Origin of the sequence: Rhodococcus sp. BP-349, from assembly GCF_019835845.1 — a bacterium.
In the GTDB taxonomy this organism is placed as follows: domain Bacteria; phylum Actinomycetota; class Actinomycetes; order Mycobacteriales; family Mycobacteriaceae; genus Rhodococcoides.
In genome coordinates this window covers 146,801-165,989 of the sequence record NZ_JABUDR010000002.1, presented here as the reverse complement: position 1 = coordinate 165,989, position 19,189 = coordinate 146,801, and the positions used below count along the sequence as shown (strand labels likewise).

The window sequence follows — 19,189 nt, the reverse complement described above, 5'->3', positions numbered from 1 at the left end:
AGGACCGCACTGGTCGCTACCGATCTCGACCGCACGATGATCTACAGCGCCGCCGCGTTGGCGGAGGGTCGTGCGGACGAACAGAGCGGTGACGACGACGTGCGCTGCGTCGAGTACTACGAGGGCGAGCCGCTGTCCTACATGACGGCACGCGCTGCGGGCCTGCTCACCGCTCTCGCGTCCGAGACGGTGGTGGTGCCGACCACGACGCGCACCGTCGAGCAGTTCCGACGCATCACCCTGCCGGGAGCACCCTGGCGCCATGCGATCACGACCAACGGAGCCACCATCCTCGTCGACGGCGAGCCGGATCTCGACTGGCGCCGTTCTGTCGAGGACGCCGTCGCCGCCTCCGCGGTGCCGCTCGCGGAGGTGACCGCGGAGATGACACGGCGGGGCGACGATTCGTGGGTGCTCAAGCAGCGGACAGCGGACGATCTGTTCTGCTACCTCGTCGTGAACGTGGAGACGATGCCCGACGGGTTCGTCGACCAGTTCGCACACTGGTGCACCGAGCGCGGATGGGGCGTGTCCCGGCAGGGCCGTAAGGTCTACGCGATGCCCGACGCGGTGTGCAAGTCGCATGCCGTCGCCGAGGTGCGCCGACGGTGCGTGAGCGCGGGAGTACTGGACACCGACGCCCCGGTGCTCGCCGCCGGGGACGGCGCCCTCGACGCGGAGATGCTCCGCGCCGCGACCTTCGCCATCCGTCCGCGGCACGGTGAACTGGAACTGCTGCAGTGGGACGCCCCCGGCCTGGTGGTCACCGAACGGTCCGGCGGCGCTGCGAGCGAGGAGATCCTGCACTGGTTCCGCTCGACGGCCGGCACGTCGGGCGCCGCCGCTGCCCGGCCGACACACGTACGCTGAATTCGGACGTACCCGACCACCCCGGAAGAGGACGAGACGTGGCTGCACAGCCGTTGACCAAGGGACAGAATGCTCCTCTGTCCACCGCCACCGTTCGCATCGGTCTCGAGCTGACCGCGCCCGCGGACATCTCGGCCCTGCTCGTGACCGACAGCGGCAAGGTTCGCTCCGACGCCGACTTCGTCTTCTTCAACCAGCCCGCCGGCCCCGGAGTCCAGCTGGTCCCCGGCCAGGGTGGCCCGCAGGAGGTCGCCGTGACCCTCGCCGGTGTCCCGGCCGACATCACGCAGATCCGTGTCGTCGTCACGCTCGACGACGCGTCGAGCAGCTTCGGACGCGTCTCCGCGCCCACCGCCCACGTGATCGACGGCGGCACCGGCGCGACGCTCTACTCGTACACCGTGGACGGCCTCACGACGGAGTCCATCGTCATCGCGCTCGAGCTGTACCGGCGCGGCGACGGCTGGAAGGTCCGCGCGGTGGGCCAGGGGTACGCGGGCGGATTCGCCGCCCTCGTCGGCGATCACGGCGTCTCGGTGGACGACGCTCCCGCTGCGGCACCCGCGCCTGCAGCACCCACACCTCCGCCCGCCGCTCCCACACCTCCGCCGGCCCCCACGCCTCCGCCCGCGTCACCTCCGGCACCTTCTGCGCCCGCGGCCCCCGCCGAGGTGAGCCTGACGAAGGCTCGGCCCGTCAGCCTCACCAAGGGTCAGAAGGTGACGCTGAAGAAGGACGGTGGCGTCGCACTGACCACCATCCGCATGGGCCTGGGCTGGGACCCCATCAAGAAGGCCGGCTTCTTCGGAGGCGGGCGCAGCGCGGACGTCGATCTCGACGCCTCGGCGCTGATGTTCTCCGGCGACAAGCACGCCGACGTCGTCTACTTCGGCCAGCTGCGGTCGAAAGACGGGTCGATCGTCCACCAGGGCGACAACCTCACCGGCGAGGGCGAGGGCGACGACGAGGTGATCACGGTGGACCTGACGCGGGTGCCCGCCCATGTGAGCTCGATCGTCTTCATCGTGACCTCGTACCGCGGGCAGACGTTCGAGCAGGTGGCGAACGCGTTCACCCGCCTGGTGGACAACACGATCAACACCGAGCTGGCACGCTTCACACTGCAGGGCGGCATGCCGTTCACCGGGCTGGTCATGGCCAAGGTGTACCGAGCCGGCAGCGAGTGGAAGCTGCAGGCGATCGGCGACGGCATCAACGCCAAGCACGCGGGCGAAGCGTTGCCGCAGCTCCGTCCGTACCTCTCCTGACGAGGAGTCGTAGGCTCGGGTCGTGACCTCGTCGAACGATCCCTCCGTCTTCGAGTACGGCGTGGACGGCCCCAAGCTGATCGTCGTGGGCCTCGACGGCTCCGACTCGTCCTGGCGGGCGGCCGCGTACGCCGCCGGACTGGCGCGCCGGCAGCACTCCAAGCTCGTGTTGGTCTACGTGCAGACGCTGGCGGCCGGCGCCTTCGCGCAGGCGAGCGGCGTGGTCTACGACTCGGGGAGCCAGGTCGCGGACCAGCTGCTCACCGAGATCCGCGACCATGTGGTGCGTTTCGGCGAGCACCAGCACGTGAACTGGGAGTTCCGGACGTTCCGCGGCGACCCGGCGATGGGACTCGCCGCCGTCGGCGACGAACTGCGTGCCGACGCGATCGTCGTGGGCACGTCCGAGTCCGCCGGGCACCGCATCTTCGGCTCCGTCGCCGTCCGACTGGTCAAGCTGGGTCGGTGGCCGGTGACCGTGGTGCCCTAGGCGGTGGCGCCGCATCCGCGATCGGAACCTCGACGGGCCGCGGACGCACCATCGCCGGCACCCACGACGGGTACGCGTCGGGTGCGCCGTCGAGTACACCACCGGCCGGATCGTCGTCGCCGCTGCGACGCACCAGATCGTCCACCGGCCGGTAGATCTGCCGCATCACCAGGACACACAATCCGACGACGGCGAGATCGCGCACCAGGACGGTCGCCGTGAAGTACTGCTCGGGCAGACCCTTGTCGGCCACGCCCAGGTAGTACATCATCCGCGGAACCCAGACGAGTGCGTCGATGGTCATCCACGCCAACAGGATTCGCCGGTGCGGTAGGGCCAGGACCGCGAGCGGCACCAGCCACAAGGAGTACTGCGGACTCCACACCTTGTTCGTCAGCAGGAAACCGGCGACCACGAGGAAACACAGCTGCATCAGGCGAGGACGCCGCGGAGCCGTCAGCGCCACCCAGCCGATGGCGAGGCACACGACCACGAAGAGCAGCGCCGTCACGAGATTGAGGATCACCGGCTTCTCGCCGGGACCGAGCGGGCCGTCGAATCCGGCCCAGCCGCTGAACGACCGGGCCACGTTGTAGAGCGAGTCCGGATCGGCGCCGCGGTCGGAGTTCAAACGGAAGAATTCCGACCAGCCGCGCGGAAACAGCAGTGCGATGGGCAGATTCACCAGAACCCACGCCGAGAGCGCTGCCGCCGTGGTCCGCGACCAGTCCCTGATGTTTCCCGTGCGGATGCACAGCACGAGGAGCGGGCCGAGCAGGAACAGTGGGTAGAGCTTCGTCGCGCCCCCGATACCGAGCAGGACACCGGCCAGCACCGGCCTCCGCCGCGCCCACGCCAGCAGCCCACCGGAGGCGAATGCCGTTGCGAGAGCGTCGAAGTTGGTGAAGACGTGAACGATCACCAGAGGGGAACATGCGGCCAGCGCGGCGTCCCACACCCGGCGTCCCGCCAACATCGTGGTCGCCCAGATCGTCACGAGCCAGGCGAGAGCGGAGCCGAACGCCACCACGTTGAAATACAGCGCGACCGTGAGCGCCTGCGGCAACCACGGGACCGCGGACCACGCGTGGGCCACCTGCATCGACACGTACTGGTACAGCCCCGCCACCACCGGATACTCCATGTACCGGGTGATCGTGGAGCCGTCGGAACCCGTTTCCTCCCATGACTTCTTGTACGGGAACGCGCCCTGATCGAGTCGCTCCGCACCGTAGAGGGGGACCACGTCGGAGTAACACATCGCGACGTACTGACGGCTCCCGGTCCAGTCGAGTCCCAGCTCGCCGCCGGGGCCGTTCGGGGCCTGCTGGATGCACGCGGCCTTCCCGAACCAGCCCAGCGCGAGAAAGACGACCGTGAACGCGAAGATCACCCGCAGTGGCGTGATGTGGCGCTGCCGCCCCACCAGCGCGTGCTTGCCCACGGGGCCGCCCACCACCGTCGACAACTCCGCGACCATGGGGTCGGTCAGACTCGGCCGATCGCGACGACGAGCGGAGCGTCGATCCGTCGCCAACTCACCCGGACTCGCCAACAACTCGTCGGACGAATGGTCCCGACCGGCCTCCGGCCTGCCCGCCGAGTCGTCCCGACCGGCCTCCGGCCTGCCCGCCGAGTCGTCCCGACCGGCCTCCGGCCTGCCCGGCACCCCTAGCCGCCGGGCGGCGTGGCCGGCTCCGGAACCGCCCCGTCGTCGGGCGGGGTCACGGCGGAGGGTTCGGTCGGAGCCGGGGCCAGACCGGGAACCGGAATCGTGATGCCCGGCAGGATCTCGACCTGCGACGGGACGACGACCGGCGGAGCGACGGGCTCAGGCGTCGTGGGCTCCGGCGCGGCCGAGGAGGACGTCTGCGGTGCCGCCGTCCGAGTCGGCGCGGGTGCCGAGTACTGCGGCACACCGGCCTGGCCGGCGATCGCACCCGGTGCGGGGAACGACTCGACGGGCGAGCCCTCGAGGGACGCGTCGAGCGTGTCCTTCCAGATGTCCGACGGGAGTCCGGAGCCGTAGATGGGTCCGCCGTAGCTGTTCTCCAGCGGGAGGCCCTGCTCGGTACCGACCCACACCGCCGTCGCCAGAGACGGCGTGTACCCGACCATCCAGGCATCCTTGTTCTCGCCGGTGTCACCGAGCTGCGCGGTGCCGGTCTTCGCGGCGGAGGCGCGTCCCTCGGCCAGGTTGTGGCCGTTCGAGTAGCCCGCGATGGGACGCATGGCTGCGGTGACGTTGTCCGCGACGGCAGGGTCGACCCGCTGCTCGCCGGGGTCCGCTCCACGATCGAGCAACACGGTGCCGTCGGCCGTCACGACCTTCTGCACGAAGTGCGGTGCGTGATAGGTCCCCGACGCGGCGAGCGTCGCGTAGGCGCTGGCCATGTCGATGACGCGGGACTGGTACTGCCCGAGCACGATGCCGTTGTTGGGTCCGGCGCCGTTCGGCTCGGTCAGGGTCTCGCCGATGCCCTCGACCTCGGTCGGGATACCGAGGCGGTGCGCCATGTCGGCCACCGCCTGCGGGCCGCCGTCGAGGCTGAGCTGCAACCGATAGAAGCTCGTGTTGAGCGACCGCTTGAGCGCCTCGGCGATGGTGCAGGTGCCGCAGGACTCGCCCTCGACGTTGCCGATGGAGATGCCGTTGACCGTCAGCGGTGAGCTGTCGTACATCTGGGAGAGCGGGATACCCTGATCCAGTGCGGCCGCCAGGCCGAAGACCTTGAACGACGAGCCGGTCTGCAGGCCGGACTGCGCGAAGTCGAAGCCACGGCCGTCGACACCGCCGTAGTACGAGCGCACCGCACCGGTGCGGGGGTCGATCGACACGGACGCCGTGCGCAGCTCGGACGGTTCGCCCTCCATGTTGGAGTTCACGGCGTCGATGGCGGCTTGCTGATCGCGCGGATCGATCGTCGTGGTGATCTGCAGTCCGGCGGTGTTCAGGTCCTGCTCACTGATGCCCGACGCGGTGAGCTCCTTGAGCACCTGGTTCTTGATCAGTCCGTTCGGTCCGGCGTCGGCGGCGTCGCCGCTGTCCACCGAGGCGAGCGGTCGCCACTGCGGGTACTGCATCGCCTGGCGCTGGGTCTGATCGAGCGCACCCATCGTGACCATGCCGTCGAGAACGTAGTTCCAACGGCTCTGGGCACCCGTGGGGTTGTTCTCCGGGTCGAGTCCGGACGGCTGCTGGATGGTGGCCGCGAGCACGGCACCCTCCTCGACGCTCAACTGCTCGACGGGCTTGTCGAAGTACGCCTTCGACGCGGCCGCGATGCCGTACGCGCCACGGCCGAAGTAGATGGTGTTGAGGTACGCGGCGAGGATGTCGTCCTTGGTCCACTGACGCGCCATCTTCGAGGAGATGACCAGCTCGCGCATCTTGCGGGTGAGCGTCCGCTCGGATCCCACGAGCGCGTTCTTCACGTACTGCTGTGTGATGGTGGATCCACCACCGGCGCTGTCGCGTCCCAGCACGTTGTCGCGGGCGGCGCGCGCGAAGCCGGTGACCGAGAATCCGGGGTTCGAGTAGAAGTCGCGATCCTCGGCCGACAACACCGCGTTGCGGACGTGCTCGGGGATCTGTCCGATCTCGACATCGGTGCGATTGCCCTCGGGAGGCACGACCGTACCGAGGACGGACGTCCCGTCCGACGCGAGGACGGTGGCGACCTGGTTGGTCTTGATGTCTCCGGGCCGCGGAACGTCCTCGACGACGTACGCGACCATGAACACCAGGACCGGAACGACCATGCCCAGCGCGATCAAGCCGTACAGCGTGCGCCGCAGAACCTTCCACTTCGACTTCTTCTTCGTCTTCGTGGCAGTACCTCCTGATGGCGGCTCGGTGGGTCCTCCACCGAACCGGTCCCGGTCACCGTCGGCATCGCCACGCGAGTGGGATGTCACGGGCCGGGAGGGTGGAACGTCGGTCGCCCGCGGATCGTCCGAGTACGGGCGCGGTTGCGAGAACGCCTGCGACCGCGGCGGGGGCGCGGTCGGGGGAATCTGGGTGGTGTCCGGTCCGCGATCGTCGTAGGACGGCGGACCGTAGGTCGGGCGAGGACGACGCGGGTAGTCGGCCGGCGGCCAGCTCGGCGGGGGCCCACCGGGGCCGTCCTGGCGGGGCGCGCGCGGCGGGGGCGGACCCGACGGCCGCTGCTGGGGGTCGCGGACCGGCTCGTGGCTCGGGCGCTCGTGACGCGATGGTTCCCCGGGCCCGTCGGGTCGACCGTGGCGGCCGGACGGACGCCCGCGATCGTCACGGGAACTGTCGTAGGGGGAACTCACTCACGTACTCCACTGTCAGGACGCACGCGTGACCAGGTGACGACGGTCAGGTGTGCGTCGGGCTCGTTCGACTCGGTTGCGCGGGGGACCACCGACGGACGGTACCGCCGACGACCTGCGTCCGTCACTCACTGGCCGTGCGTCGGCGCGAGGCGGAGCGTGTGCGGGGGCTCTTGGGTGCCGGAACGGCTCCCAGGACGTACGACTGCACGAGGTGGTTCCAACTGCAGGTGCGGCAGACCTCGACGACGTGCACGGAGAACTCCTCCTGCGTGCCGGCGAGGCGGGTGAGTTCGTCCGCGGTCCGGGCCGAGCCGTTCATCGTCCCCAGCTTCTCCCCGAACACCCAGGAGACCAGCGTGAGCTGCTCCTTCCGGCAGACGGGGCACGCCACGGTGGACGGCCGACCGTGGAACTTGGCCGCTCGGAGGAGGTAGGGATCGGCGTCGCAGACCTGGGCCATCGCCGTTCGTCCGGAGTAGACCTCGGCGAGCAGCGACTTGCGCTGCAACGCGTAGTCCACCACCTGCCGCTGTGATCTCACGGTGACCAGAGTACGTGCGCCGTCGGGGTGGGTGACCGGTGAACCCCGCCGCGGGACGGGAAGTAGTACGCAACACACACGATCGCCCTAGGCTCGACGTGTGCCGATCAGCCGTCCTCCCGAGATGCGCGCTCGTGACCGAGATCGCGTCCATGCGTGCGCCACGCTGGACGAAGCATTGGACGACAACCAGTTGACCGCCGAGGACCACGCCATTCGCATCGAGAAGGCGACACGAGCGGCCACTCTGGGTGATCTGCGCGCGCTGATCGACGATCTGCAGGGGCACACGGACCTCCACCCACTCCGTCGACGTCTGCTCGAGAGAGTCGGGATCGTGGACGGAGGCCGGCTCGCGGTGATCGGTACGGCATCCGCCGCAGCGGTCGCACTCGCAATCCTGGGCGGTGCCTGGGGCGTGCAGACGTACCGGGACGGATCGACCGCCACGAGTGCCTACGGGCCGGAGGGGTATCTGTCGGTCACAGCGATCGACGACATCCTGACGGCGGCACCCGATGCCGTCGGAAGCGACTCCGCCTACTCGGTCGTGTTCTTCCGCGACCGAGCGACGTTCTCGGTGCAGGATCCATCGAACGAAGGCACGACGCGGACATTCACCTACCGGGACGGCGACTGGTCCGGACCGAGTGCAGGTGAGCCCACGGACGACATCGCGGTGCAGTACGCGCAGTTCGATCCCACGGTTCTCGCCGGCCTCGTCCTGGGCGCACCGGAATCCACGGGCGTCGCCTCCGCCGAACAGGTGTCCTTCGTACTCCGGGCCGGCGAATCCGGCGGCGAGGTCGCCGTACGCACCTCCGACGACGCAGGAGCACGCGGCACGCTGGTGGCCGACTCCGACGGGTCGATCACTCGAGTCGACGACACGATCGGCCGGTGACGCGATGACACGTACTCGACCTCGTCAGCTTCGTGCTCGCCGGATCGATCGTGTCGTCGCTGCCGGCATGCTCGAGGCGGCGTATGCCGACGGTCAACTCGACTACGACGAGTACCGCCGGCGCTCGGACAGCGCGAACTCGGCGACCACGGTCGGCGAGTTGGACGCGCTCGGGGTCGATCTGCAGTCCTTCGAACCCGTGCCCGACGTGGAGCCGGTCGGGCGCGGACGGCGGCGTCGGTTGCTCACCGCAGCGGCAGTCGTCGTGGTCGCGGCCGGCGTCGTCGTGGGCGTTCAGGAGGTCACGGGCGAGCACGGCAGAGCCGGCTCGTCCGAGCTCCGGCAGGCCGACGTGGTGCCCATCGTGGCGACACCCCTCGCCTTCGACACCGCCGCGGGGCTCGCGGACTTCCGCTCGCGTTACCTCGCCCGATTCGACGATCCCGCTGTGATCAGCCTGTACATCGACCTCGGTGACGACACTGCTGTGGTCGAGCGGGTCGCGCCCGACGGTCTGCAGGAGCGGGTCGAGGTCGACTCCGGGTTCGAGGTGTCCGCGAGACGGCCCCCGCTCTCGCGCGATGTGCGGACCTTCGACGTCACGGCGCTCGACACGAGTCGTCTCGCCGAGAGAATCGCGCAGGCCCCGATCGAACTGGGTCGCACATCCGGCGCGGTGGACACTGTCAACCTGAGTTACGAGAGCGGGTCCGACAGCCCGGTCGTGCGGATTGACGTCCGGTCGGAAGGCCCGGGAACAGAGGACGTCGGACTGGGGACGGTCGTGGTGGATCTGTCCGGGAACACGGTGGCCGTCCTGCCGCGGTGAGTCCGCTCCGGGACGGGTCATCGACCAGGTGTCGCCGCGCTCCCACATCCCGCGACACCGGCCTGTCATCTGGCGATACCGCTGAGGGATCTCCGGCGATCGGCGCCCGTGATCAGGACCGCGTCGCTGCATGCACCACGAGTCGTGTTCATGTTCTCGACGGTTACATGTACCCCCATATATCGGCCCGATACATGTGGCGGTTATAGTGAGCGAGCGTCATCTCTTGGCGCGGACTCGGGTCGGAACGGGAAGGGGACCGCACATGCTCGAACTGGCGATCCTCGGCCTGCTCCTGGAGACACCCATGCACGGCTACGAGCTTCGTAAGCGACTCACCGGACTTCTCGGTGCCTTCCGGGCCTTCTCGTACGGTTCGCTCTACCCCACCTTGCGTCGTATGCAGGCGGCCGGGCTCATCGTCGAGAACCCCGGAGTCCAGGGCGCCGTCAAGCGTCGGGCACGTCGCGTCTACGAACTCACGCCGGCCGGCCGAGCTCGGTTCACCGAGCTGGTCGCGGACACGGGTCCGCAGAACTACACAGATGATGGATTCGGCGTACACCTGGCCTTTTTCGGGCGCACCCCCGCTGAGGCGCGGATGCGGATACTCGAAGGTCGGCGTCGCCAGGTCGAGGAGCGCCGTGAGGGGCTCCGCGACGCCATCGGCCGAGCAAGTGGGTCGTTGGACAGGTACACGCGCGGATTGCATCAGCTCGGCCTCGAGTCGAGCGAGCGCGAAGTGCGGTGGCTCAACGAATTGATCGCTGCCGAGGCAATGGCGATCACTTCGGAGAGTCCACCGCCCGCACCCACGACCGACACCTCGGCCGTGGCACACCCGGAGAGCACGTCGGCTCCGGCCACCCGATACGGAAAAGAAGGAGAACCCGACCATGAGTGACAACAGCACTGCGGTGCGCGTGGCCATTGTGGGCGTGGGTAACTGCGCGTCGTCCCTGGTTCAGGGCGTGCAGTACTACAAGGACGCCGACGAGAACACCACCGTTCCCGGCCTCATGCACGTGAAGTTCGGCAAGTACCACGTCCGCGACGTCGAGTTCGTCGCCGCGTTCGACGTGGACGCCAAGAAGGTCGGCTTCGATCTGTCCGAAGCCATCTTCAACAGCGAGAACAACACGATCAAGATCGCCGACGTGCCCCCGAGCGACGTCAGCGTCCAGCGCGGCCCGACACTCGACGGCATCGGCAAGTACTACTCGGAGACCATCGAGATCTCCGACGCGGAGCCCGTCGACGTGGCGCAGGCACTGCGTGACGCGAAGGTCGACGTGCTCGTCTCCTACCTGCCCGTCGGATCCGAAGAAGCCGACAAGTTCTACGCGCAGGCCTGCATCGACGCGAAGGTCGCGTTCGTCAACGCGCTGCCCGTCTTCATCGCGTCCGATCCGGTCTGGGCCAAGAAGTTCACCGACGCCGGTGTGCCCATCGTGGGCGACGACATCAAGAGCCAGGTCGGTGCCACCATCACCCACCGCGTCATGGCCAAGCTGTTCGAGGATCGCGGCGTCCAGCTCGATCGCACGATGCAGCTGAACGTCGGCGGCAACATGGACTTCCTCAACATGCTCGAGCGCACGCGCCTCGAGTCGAAGAAGATCTCGAAGACGCAGGCCGTCACGTCCAACCTCCAGCGTGAGTTCAATGCGAAGGACGTGCACATCGGCCCGTCCGATCACGTCGGCTGGCTCGACGACCGCAAGTGGGCCTACGTCCGCCTCGAGGGTCGCGCGTTCGGTGACGTCCCGCTCAACCTCGAGTACAAGCTCGAGGTCTGGGACTCCCCGAACTCCGCCGGCGTCATCATCGACGCCGTGCGCGCCGCGAAGATCGCTCAGGACCGTGGAATCGGCGGACCTGTCGTGCCCGCGTCCGCGTACCTGATGAAGAGCCCGCCGAAGCAGCTCGCCGACGACATCGCTCGTCAGCAGCTCGAGGCGTTCATCATCGGCTCCGACGAGCAGTAGCCACTCTCGAACGTCCCGACGGGGTCGTCACGGTCGATCACTCGGCCGCGGCGACCCCGTCGGCGTCTCACCGGTCGAGCGGGCCGTCGGGGACGCCGAGCAGGTACGACGTGGTGCCGCGGACACCGTCGGACACGAACACCTGGAACGTCTGATCGCAGGTGTCGGTACCGAAGCGGACGACGGCGAGTCGATGATGCGCACCCGTCACGCGCGGCCCCCGCGGAGGAGACGATTCCGTGAGCGGTCGGCGACGTGCGGACGCCGCCGCGTCGTGCTCGTACGTCACGACGGTGCCCTCGGTGGTGACCACGCCGACGGCCGTGATCGGTTCCGTCGCACTCGTGGACAACACCGGCCGGATCACGATCTCCCCCACCTCGTGGTCTCCGTCGGTGACGACGATGGTGAAGCGGTCGGAGCCGAACGACGACGGGTCGTCCTCCCACCGGTCCACCGACGCCGTACGCGAGTAGGTGAACATCCCGTCGGACGCGACGTCCGCGGTACCGCAGGACGGGCCGGAACCCAGTCGGTGGCTCCGCTGCGGACGCAGGGGCGAGGCGACGGACCCCGCCACCAGGCAGGCCGTGACGGAGGTTCGAGGCATGGGTCGCTCCTGAGGGTCGTGCGCCGGCCGGGTCGGCCGATTTCTTCTCTCTCACCGTGCCCGACGCCTGCACACGAAGTGCAAAAGTGCCTGTATGCGGCGCGAATACGCCCGGCTGACTAGGCTTGCAAGGTGACGAGTGATTCACCCGCCTCCATCAGACTCGTCGGTGCCGTCACCGTCGAGCGCGGTCCTCGGGTGGTCGATCCCCGCATCATCGGCGGGCCGCGCTGTGTCGAACTGCTGTCGTATCTGACGCTCAATCGCCATCGCGAGGTCTCGCACGACGAGTTGGCGGACCTGCTGTGGCCGGAGAAGCGGCCCCGGACCTGGAACTCGGTACTGCGCGGGGTGATCTCGAAGGTGCGGGACGTGCTCGACGCCGCCGACATCGCGGGTACGTCGATCGTGTCCCGTACCGGCATGGTGCGACTGATCCTCCCGGCCGACACGACGGTGGATCTCGAGGAGATCCGGGATGCGTGCCGTCGCAGCGAGGGGTCGCCCGCGGACCGCGCCCGCGATGCCCGGACGGCGTTGCGTCTGCTCGCCGAACCCGTGCTCGTCGGAGCCAACGGCGCGTGGGCGGACGACGTCCGGCGGGAGTTCGACGACCTGCGGCTCACGGCCCTCGAAGCGGACGCCACCGCGTCGATGGATCTCGGTGCGTACGAGAACGCCGTGTCCTCCGCGGAGTCCCTGCTGGCCGCCGACCCCCTGCGCGAGAGCGCGTACCGCATCGCCATGCGTGGCTACGTGGCACTGGGGGACCGCGGACAGGCTCTCGGGGCGGCGGCGCGATGCCGAGCGGTGCTGGCGGACCGGCTCGGGGTGAGCCCCTCACGCGAGACCCAGTCGCTGTACCTGGAGTTGTTGGAGGACGACACCGAGACCACCCCACCGCAGCGCGAGGAGCCGCCGGTGGGATCCGCCTTCGTCGGACGCGATGTCGAGATGAGCCGCATCGTCGAGGACCTCGAGGCGGCCGCTGCCGGTCAGGGGCGGTTTCTCCTGGTCTCGGGTCCGCCGGGGGCAGGGAAGACGTCACTCGCCCGCGCCGTGATGCAGCGTGCCCGCGCCGCCGGGACGGACGTGGTGTCGGGTCGCTGCAGCGAACACTCGACCATCCCGTACGAACCGTTCGTGGAGGCGGTCACCCGCGACCTCGACTCGCGCGGCGTCATCGGAGCGCGTCAGTGGCTGCGGACCAACGGCGCCGACATCCTCGGCATCATCCCCGGGGCGGCACGTCGATTCGGGGACCTCATCCCCCCGCACGTGGACGACGACCGCACAGGGGCGTCCGACGCGGTGCAGCGGTGGCTCGTCGGACCCGCTCGACAGGCCCCGACCCTGCTCGTGATCGACGACCTGCAGTGGGCCTCCGGCACGACGGCCGCCCTGGTCCGCCATCTCGCGCGGTCGACGCGGAACGATCGACTCTGCATCCTCGCCACCGTGCGGGACGAGAACCTCGTGTCCCCGGAACTCCAGGCGACCCTCGACGTCACCCGGTTGTCGGCGGGGTTCCGCGAGATCACCCTGGGCGGACTGTCTCTGGCCGCGGTGCACGACCTCCTCCGCGAGCAGAACTCGACCCTCGACCCCGAGGCCATCGTGGCACGGACCGGTGGCTCCGCCCTGCTGGTCGCGGCCGTGATCGCGGCACACGAGCGCGAACCCGGCGGCTCGCTCCCGTTCACGGTCACGGACGCGGTGCGTCTCGCGAGTCGCGAACTCAGCTGTGACGCAGTCACTCTGCTCGAACTGTGCGCGGTGACCGGGGTGACCGTCTCGCGCCCGCTGCTGCGGGCCGCCTCGACGATCCCGTCCGATCTCCGTTTCGCCGAGACCCTCGACGAACTGCTGGCCGTGAACTTCCTGGTCGCCGGCGACACCGACGACGAGCTGGTGATGAGACATGCTCTCGTGCAGTCGACTCTGTACGACGCGATACCCGGGTCGCGGCGAGCGCAGATGCACTCCGACGTGGCTCGGGCCCTGGTCGATCTCGGCGCCGACACCACCGCCGACGAACTCGCGCGCATCGCGTACCACTTCGGCAGGGCGTTGGACTCCGACCGCTCCGAGGCCGCGCTCTACGCACGGCGTGCCGGCGACGCCGCCTACGCGGTGTCCGCGTACGAGGACGCGGTGGTGGGGTACCGGACCGCCCTTCGGAAGATGGTGCCGCACGGCGACTCCCGAGAGCGGTGCCGACTGCTGATCGACCTCGGCCGGGCGCAGCGCAAGTGCATCGACCGGTCCTACCGGGCCACTCTCTTCGACGCGATCGCCATGGCGCGGAGACTGGGCGACGTCGACCTGCAGGTCGACGCGACGCTGGCGGACACGATCAGCGGTGCGGGCCTGTTCCAGATGTTCGACCCGTTGCCGGAACGACTCGACAGCCTGCACGACGCACTGCACGTCCTCGAGGACTCCGGCCGCGCGAACAGCGCCGCCACGGCCAAGGTTCTGGTACTACTGGCCATGGAGCTGAGCTGGACCGATGACTGGAAGGAACGCCGCGACCTTCTCGAACAGGCTGTGACGCTCGCGCATTCGGTGGGAGACCGCAGTGCCCTCGAGTCGGCGCTGCGCGCGATGCTGTGGTGCCTCCTGGTGCCCCAGTGCTGGGATCTGCGCCAGGAGGCGATGACACGCCTCGTCGAGCTGGAGTCGACATCGTCTCGGCGGCATCGCGATCCGTCCGCCGCCACCATCCTGGCCAGGACCCAGCAGGCGTTCGGCGACCTCGGCGGCGCCGCCTCGACACTCGGCGCGGTCACCCGGGCAGATCTCGCGGACGACCCCGAGATGACTTGGGCCATGGTGTGTTCCAAGTTCGGCGTGGACGTGTCGGCAGGACGACTGGTGCGCGCCGAGACCATGCTGGCACGAATCTGCGAGACGCCCGACGCCGCGCTCGGCAGCCACACCTACGGCCGCGAACACACGTCGATCCTCACCCTCCGGACGATGCGCGGAGATCTCCGGCACTTCGCGGATCGGCGCGACGAGATGGCCACGATGTTCGACCTGATCCCGGCGTTCCGCCCGGTCGTGGCGTCCTCGCTCGCCGACGTCGGACGCATGGACGAGGCGCGCGAGCTGATGGACTGGTACGACGGGCAACGGCTCGCGGCGATCGCCCCGGACATGCTCTGGCTGATGTCGATGACCTTCATCGCCCGCGCCGGTGCCACGGTGGGCAACACACTGGTGTGCACCGACGTGTACGAACGGTTGCTGCCCTACGCGGAGCAGACCGTGTCGGTTGCCCCGAGCGTCTTCGGCGTGGTGCACCACCACCTGGCCGACGCGTCCCTGGCCACCGGTCACGTCGAGCGAGCGGGTCGCCATCTGCACGCCGCGCGGCGCCTGCACGTCGCCCGCGGCTTCGAGGGATGGAGCGCGGAAGACGCGTATCTCGGTCTCCGCATCGAACACGCCCGCACCGGACGGCTCGCGACTCGCGCTCTGGCGTCGGCCCGCACTCGTGCGGACGTCATCGGAGCCTCGGCGGTCCGGCGGCGCATCGACGCCGTCGCGGCACTGGTGGAGAACTCCGAGCGCTGACTGCTACTCGCCGACGCGGCCGTCCGCAAGACCCTGCGAGCGCCTGTGGACGGCCGTCCCCGGGGACGCTCGGTGGACCCGGCTCACGGCTGGTCCGGGCGTACTCTCGGCCCGTGAGTTCAGACAGGATGGTGGCCCGCATCGGTGGGCTTCTGCGTCAGGCCGAGTCCACGGACAATCCCCACGAGGCCGAGGCGTTCATGGAGGCCGCGCAGCGTCTCGCGACCGCCGCCTCGGTCGATCTGGCCGTGGCACGCTCGCACACCGCCTCGCGCGAGAAGCGGGCGACGCCGGTGCAGCGCGTCGTCCACATCGGGGAGCACGGCAAGAAGGGCCTGCGCACCTACGTCCTGCTGTTCGTGGCCATCGCCCGCGCGAACGACGTGCAGTGCGACGTGGCGCAGTCGTCGACGCAGGTGTTCGCGTACGGGTTCGAGAGCGACATCGACACGTGCGAGGCCCTGTACGCGAGCCTGCTCGTGCAGATGGTGCGCGCGAGCGACACGTACATCTCGTCGGGTGCGTACCGGGACGCCACCGTGGACCGTGAGGTCACCGTCGTCCGAGGACGCCGGCGCTATCGCACGGTCGAGCGGGCGCCGCTCGCCGGCGTCACTGCCAGGATCGAGTTCCAGACCGCGTTCGCGCACCGGGTCGGCGAGCGTCTGGCCGCCGTCAAGAAGGAGGCCGAGGCCGAGGCGGTCGCCACGGAAGCTCCCGAGGCCGGCACCGCACTGGTGTTGCGTGACAAGGAGATCGAGCTGCGCGACTTCTACCGGTCCGCTTCCACCGCCCGGGGTACCTGGCGCGGCAGCTCGGGTCGCTCGTACTCGTCGGAGGCTCGCCGAGCCGGAGACCACGCCGGTCGACGTGCACGCCTGGGCAATCAGAGCGAGATCGGCGGCCCCCGAGGACAACTCGAACGGTGACCCGCGACAGCCAGCGCTCCCGCGTCTACGACGCCGAGCATCAGGTCCGCACCATGTTCGACCGCGCGGACGAACGCGGCCTGCGCACCGTCGAGATCCTCGGATCCACGGTCACCCTGCCGATCGAGCGGCGCTTCGCCTCGCTCGACTCGGTCCAGACCTACGTCGACGGCGTCACCGCTCTGGACTGGGTGCGCAGCAAGTGGCCACGCGCGGCCGTCCCGGTACGGGTCCGGGCCCGCTCGGGCGCGGGCGCCGCGCACTACGAGGTCGACACCGCCACCATCGCTGTCCCACTCCACGTACGGGGACGCGCCTGGGCCCTGCGCGAGATGGTGGTGCTGCACGAGATCGCGCACCATCTCGAACCCGGCGATCCGGACGACCACCGCGAACCGGCCCACGGCGGCGCGTTCGTCGATCGCTATCTCACCCTGGTCTCGGAGATCATCGGCGCCGAGGCAGGTTTCGTCCTCCGCGCGACGATGCACTCGTGTGGAGTGCGCATCGGTTGACAGGCCGGGCACCATGGAAGCGACAGCCAGCGCACTCACCGAAGGATCACACATGTCCGTTCGCATCGGAGTTCAGCTTCAGCCCCAACACGCCCCCGATTACGGCCTCATCCGCGACGCGGTGTTGCGGTCCGAGGACGCCGGCGTGGACATCGTCTTCAACTGGGATCACTTCTACCCGTTGTACGGCGACCTCGACGGCGCCCACTTCGAGTGCTGGACGATGCTGGGCGCCTGGGCCGAGCAGACCTCGAACGTCGAGATCGGCGCGCTCGTCACCGGCGGCGGGTACCGCAATCCCGACCTGCTGGCCGACATGGCGCGCACCGTGGACCACATCAGTGGAGGACGGCTGATCCTCGGCATCGGCGCCGGGTGGAACCAGAAGGACTACGACAATTTCGGCTACGACTTCGGCACCGCCGGCTCACGCCTGGCACTGCTCGACGAGAGTCTCGCCCGCATCACGTCTCGTCTCGCCGTCGGCAATCCGGCGCCCACTCGCCACATCCCGATTCTCATCGGCGGCGGTGGTGAGAAGAAGACGCTCAAGATGGTCGCCCGCTACGCCGACGTCTGGCACAGCTTCGCCGACCTGGACGCGCTGAAGCACAAGTCCGAGGTCCTGGCCGGACACGGTGAGACCGTCGGCCGCGACGTGTCGCAGATCGAGCGATCAGTGGCGTGGCCGGGCGCGGACGACGCCCAGGCCTTCGTCGACGCCGGAGCCACGCTCTTCACGGTCGGCGTCAACGGCCCCGACTACGACCTCACCGAGCTGACCGGTGCGATCTCCTGGGCGCGGTCGCACCAGGGCTGACAGTCAGCCGGACTGCTTTCCGAACAGGCCCGAGCTGCCGTGTCCGCCGTGCGAGGAGGCGAACTCGTACGCGGACTCGGCATGCTCGTGTTCGTCGATGCCATCCGTCTCGTGCTGCGGATCCGCTCTGATCCCGATGGTCAGCTTCAGCACCGTGGCGATGGCCGCGGTGACCAGGAACGCGTACGCGAGAACGACGACCACGGCGACGGCCTGTCGACCGAGCTGCGTGACGCCACCGCCGTAGAACAGGCCGTCGACACCGGGCGGCATGTCGCTGCTCGCGAGGAGGCCGATCATGAGCGTGCCGACGATGCCGCCGACCAGGTGCACTCCGACCACGTCGAGCGAGTCGTCGTACCGGAAGCGATACTTGAGGCCGATCGCCAGGGCGCAGGCGACACCGGCAGCAGCGCCGACGCCCAGAGCGCCGATCGGGGTGACGGCCGTGCACGACGGCGTGATCGCCACCAGACCGGCGACGACGCCCGACGCCGCGCCGAAGGATGTGGCCTTCCCGTCGCGGATCTTCTCGACCACCAGCCACGCCACCATCGACATCGCGCCCGCGCCCATCGTGTTGACCAACGCGACCGCGGCGACGCCGTCCGCCGCGAGCGACGATCCGGCGTTGAAGCCGAACCAGCCGAACCACAGCAGCCCGGCACCCACCATGACGGCGGGCAGGTTGTGCGGCCGCATCGCCTCGCGGGGCCACCCACGACGCTTGCCGACGACCAGGGCGAGCGCCAGTCCGGCCGCGCCGGCATTGATCTCCACCGCGGTGCCTCCGGCGAAGTCGATGGCCTTCAGCTGGTTGGCGATCCAGCCCCCGGTCTCCGCGGTGACACCGTCGAACGCGAACACCCAGTGTGCGACGGGGAAGTAGACGAGTGTCGCCCAGAGGCCGGCGAAGATCACCCACGGCATGAAGCGCATCCGGTCGGCGACTGCGCCGGACACGAGCGCCACGGTGACCATCGCGAAGCCTGCCTGGAAGGCGACGAAGGCGAGCGCCGGAACGGTTCCCACCAGCGGGATCTCGACCGCGCCGCCCCCGGTTCCGAAGCTGCCGCCGATCAACGAGGTGAGGCCGGCGAACTGCGTCGGGTCCCCGATCCACCCACCGACGCTGTCGTCGCCGAACACCATCGAGTACCCGAACAGGACCCACAGCACCCACACGACCCCGATGGCCGACAGGCTCATCATCATCATGTTCAGCACGCTCTTCACGCGCACCATGCCGCCGTAGAAGAACGCGAGCCCCGGAGTCATCAACAGAACCATCGCGGCACTGGCCAGAACCCACGCCGTGTTGCCGGCATCCGGAGCGCCCGTCAGCGGGTACTCGAGACTGGAGTACATACGAACACCTTCCGTCCCCCGGCGCACACCCTCCAGGCGTCCTGGATAGTCGGTGACGTGCGCCCCGACGGAGACTAGACCCCTGGTCGGAGCGGTCCCCACGGCGATCACCGGCAACAGATCACTGAGCACAACCATTGCGCGTTCGACGTTTCGGTGCTCCCGGCACGTGA

The 19,189-nt window shown here is 69.1% G+C and carries 16 protein-coding genes; 11 read left to right on the top strand and 5 right to left on the bottom strand.

Going from position 1 to position 19,189, the window contains the following annotated elements:
- The first annotated feature begins 36 nt into the window (after positions 1-36).
- The 3 genes from HQ325_RS11185 to HQ325_RS11175 are packed head-to-tail and all read left to right on the top strand — an operon-like array spanning position 37 to position 2,628.
- Positions 37-870: an HAD family hydrolase gene (locus HQ325_RS11185; RefSeq protein ID WP_222630955.1), complete on the top strand. Its 834-nt coding sequence runs from the start codon at positions 37-39 to the stop codon at positions 868-870.
- Positions 871-908: 38 nt separating this feature from the next.
- Entirely contained in the window at positions 909-2,138 is a 1,230-nt protein-coding gene (locus HQ325_RS11180; RefSeq protein ID WP_308014516.1) for a TerD family protein, read from the top strand.
- Positions 2,139-2,160: 22 nt separating this feature from the next.
- Positions 2,161-2,628 (top strand): universal stress protein, encoded by a 468-nt coding sequence (locus HQ325_RS11175; protein ID WP_027506008.1) that lies wholly within the window; start codon positions 2,161-2,163, stop codon positions 2,626-2,628.
- On the opposite strand, the gene HQ325_RS11170 is transcribed toward HQ325_RS11175, so the two are convergent.
- The 3 genes from HQ325_RS11170 to HQ325_RS11160 all read right to left on the bottom strand — a co-directional run bounded on the left by HQ325_RS11170 (position 2,591) and on the right by HQ325_RS11160 (position 7,471).
- The gene (locus tag HQ325_RS11170) at positions 2,591-4,108 is read right to left on the bottom strand and encodes a glycosyltransferase family 87 protein (RefSeq protein ID WP_222630951.1); all 1,518 of its coding nucleotides are present in this window, start codon (positions 4,106-4,108) and stop codon (positions 2,591-2,593) included. The genes HQ325_RS11175 and HQ325_RS11170 overlap by 38 nt on opposite strands.
- A gap of 191 nt (positions 4,109-4,299) precedes the next feature.
- A complete protein-coding gene (locus tag HQ325_RS11165; protein ID WP_222630950.1) occupies positions 4,300-6,390 on the bottom strand; it encodes a transglycosylase domain-containing protein in 2,091 nt (696 codons plus the stop codon).
- Between the two features lie 661 nt (positions 6,391-7,051).
- Entirely contained in the window at positions 7,052-7,471 is a 420-nt protein-coding gene (locus tag HQ325_RS11160; protein WP_222629483.1) for a DUF5318 domain-containing protein, read from the bottom strand.
- 100 nt (positions 7,472-7,571) lie between these two features.
- Between HQ325_RS11160 and HQ325_RS11155 the strand changes: the two genes are divergently transcribed.
- The 4 genes from HQ325_RS11155 to HQ325_RS11140 all read left to right on the top strand — a co-directional run bounded on the left by HQ325_RS11155 (position 7,572) and on the right by HQ325_RS11140 (position 11,192).
- Entirely contained in the window at positions 7,572-8,375 is an 804-nt protein-coding gene (locus HQ325_RS11155) for a DUF1707 domain-containing protein (RefSeq protein WP_222629482.1), read from the top strand.
- Positions 8,376-8,379: 4 nt separating this feature from the next.
- Positions 8,380-9,204 (top strand): DUF1707 domain-containing protein, encoded by an 825-nt coding sequence (locus tag HQ325_RS11150; RefSeq protein ID WP_222629481.1) that lies wholly within the window; start codon positions 8,380-8,382, stop codon positions 9,202-9,204.
- Between the two features lie 265 nt (positions 9,205-9,469).
- Positions 9,470-10,108 (top strand): PadR family transcriptional regulator, encoded by a 639-nt coding sequence (locus HQ325_RS11145; protein WP_261778216.1) that lies wholly within the window; start codon positions 9,470-9,472, stop codon positions 10,106-10,108.
- On the top strand, positions 10,101-11,192 hold the full coding sequence (locus tag HQ325_RS11140; protein WP_027506003.1) for an inositol-3-phosphate synthase: 1,092 nt from the start codon (positions 10,101-10,103) through the stop codon (positions 11,190-11,192). Before HQ325_RS11145 ends, HQ325_RS11140 begins: the two co-directional genes overlap by 8 nt.
- A gap of 67 nt (positions 11,193-11,259) precedes the next feature.
- Here HQ325_RS11140 and HQ325_RS11135 read toward each other — a convergent pair whose 3' ends face one another.
- The gene (locus tag HQ325_RS11135; protein ID WP_222629480.1) at positions 11,260-11,802 is read right to left on the bottom strand and encodes a hypothetical protein; all 543 of its coding nucleotides are present in this window, start codon (positions 11,800-11,802) and stop codon (positions 11,260-11,262) included.
- A 132-nt stretch (positions 11,803-11,934) separates the two neighbouring features.
- Here HQ325_RS11135 and HQ325_RS11130 point away from each other — a divergent pair, with 132 nt between their 5' ends.
- The 4 genes from HQ325_RS11130 (at position 11,935) to HQ325_RS11115 (ending at position 17,648) form a co-directional block, all read left to right on the top strand.
- Positions 11,935-15,384: a BREX system ATP-binding domain-containing protein gene (locus tag HQ325_RS11130; protein ID WP_222629479.1), complete on the top strand. Its 3,450-nt coding sequence runs from the start codon at positions 11,935-11,937 to the stop codon at positions 15,382-15,384.
- 113 nt (positions 15,385-15,497) lie between these two features.
- On the top strand, positions 15,498-16,313 hold the full coding sequence (locus HQ325_RS11125) for a DUF2786 domain-containing protein (RefSeq protein ID WP_056440912.1): 816 nt from the start codon (positions 15,498-15,500) through the stop codon (positions 16,311-16,313).
- Entirely contained in the window at positions 16,310-16,828 is a 519-nt protein-coding gene (locus HQ325_RS11120) for a TIGR04338 family metallohydrolase (protein ID WP_222629478.1), read from the top strand. Before HQ325_RS11125 ends, HQ325_RS11120 begins: the two co-directional genes overlap by 4 nt.
- Positions 16,829-16,880: 52 nt before the next feature.
- Positions 16,881-17,648 (top strand): LLM class F420-dependent oxidoreductase, encoded by a 768-nt coding sequence (locus HQ325_RS11115; protein WP_027505998.1) that lies wholly within the window; start codon positions 16,881-16,883, stop codon positions 17,646-17,648.
- A gap of 3 nt (positions 17,649-17,651) precedes the next feature.
- Here the strand turns inward: HQ325_RS11115 and HQ325_RS11110 are convergent, their stop codons facing one another.
- Positions 17,652-19,016 carry an ammonium transporter gene (locus tag HQ325_RS11110; protein ID WP_222629476.1) on the bottom strand — a complete coding sequence of 455 codons (1,365 nt, stop codon included), beginning with the start codon at positions 19,014-19,016 and terminating at the stop codon, positions 17,652-17,654.
- Positions 19,017-19,189: the final 173 nt, after the last annotated feature.

Coding starts and splice junctions, on each gene's coding strand:
- HQ325_RS11185 (WP_222630955.1), top strand. CDS start 37: ATGATCTACAGCGCCGCCGCGTTGGCGGAGGGTCGTGCGGACGAACAG.
- HQ325_RS11170 (WP_222630951.1), bottom strand. CDS start 4,108: ATGGTCGCGGAGTTGTCGACGGTGGTGGGCGGCCCCGTGGGCAAGCAC.
- HQ325_RS11165 (WP_222630950.1), bottom strand. CDS start 6,390: ATGGTCGTTCCGGTCCTGGTGTTCATGGTCGCGTACGTCGTCGAGGAC.
- HQ325_RS11150 (WP_222629481.1), top strand. CDS start 8,380: ATGACACGTACTCGACCTCGTCAGCTTCGTGCTCGCCGGATCGATCGT.
- HQ325_RS11145 (WP_261778216.1), top strand. CDS start 9,470: ATGCTCGAACTGGCGATCCTCGGCCTGCTCCTGGAGACACCCATGCAC.
- HQ325_RS11140 (WP_027506003.1), top strand. CDS start 10,101: ATGAGTGACAACAGCACTGCGGTGCGCGTGGCCATTGTGGGCGTGGGT.
- HQ325_RS11135 (WP_222629480.1), bottom strand. CDS start 11,802: ATGCCTCGAACCTCCGTCACGGCCTGCCTGGTGGCGGGGTCCGTCGCC.
- HQ325_RS11115 (WP_027505998.1), top strand. CDS start 16,881: ATGTCCGTTCGCATCGGAGTTCAGCTTCAGCCCCAACACGCCCCCGAT.
- HQ325_RS11110 (WP_222629476.1), bottom strand. CDS start 19,016: ATGTACTCCAGTCTCGAGTACCCGCTGACGGGCGCTCCGGATGCCGGC.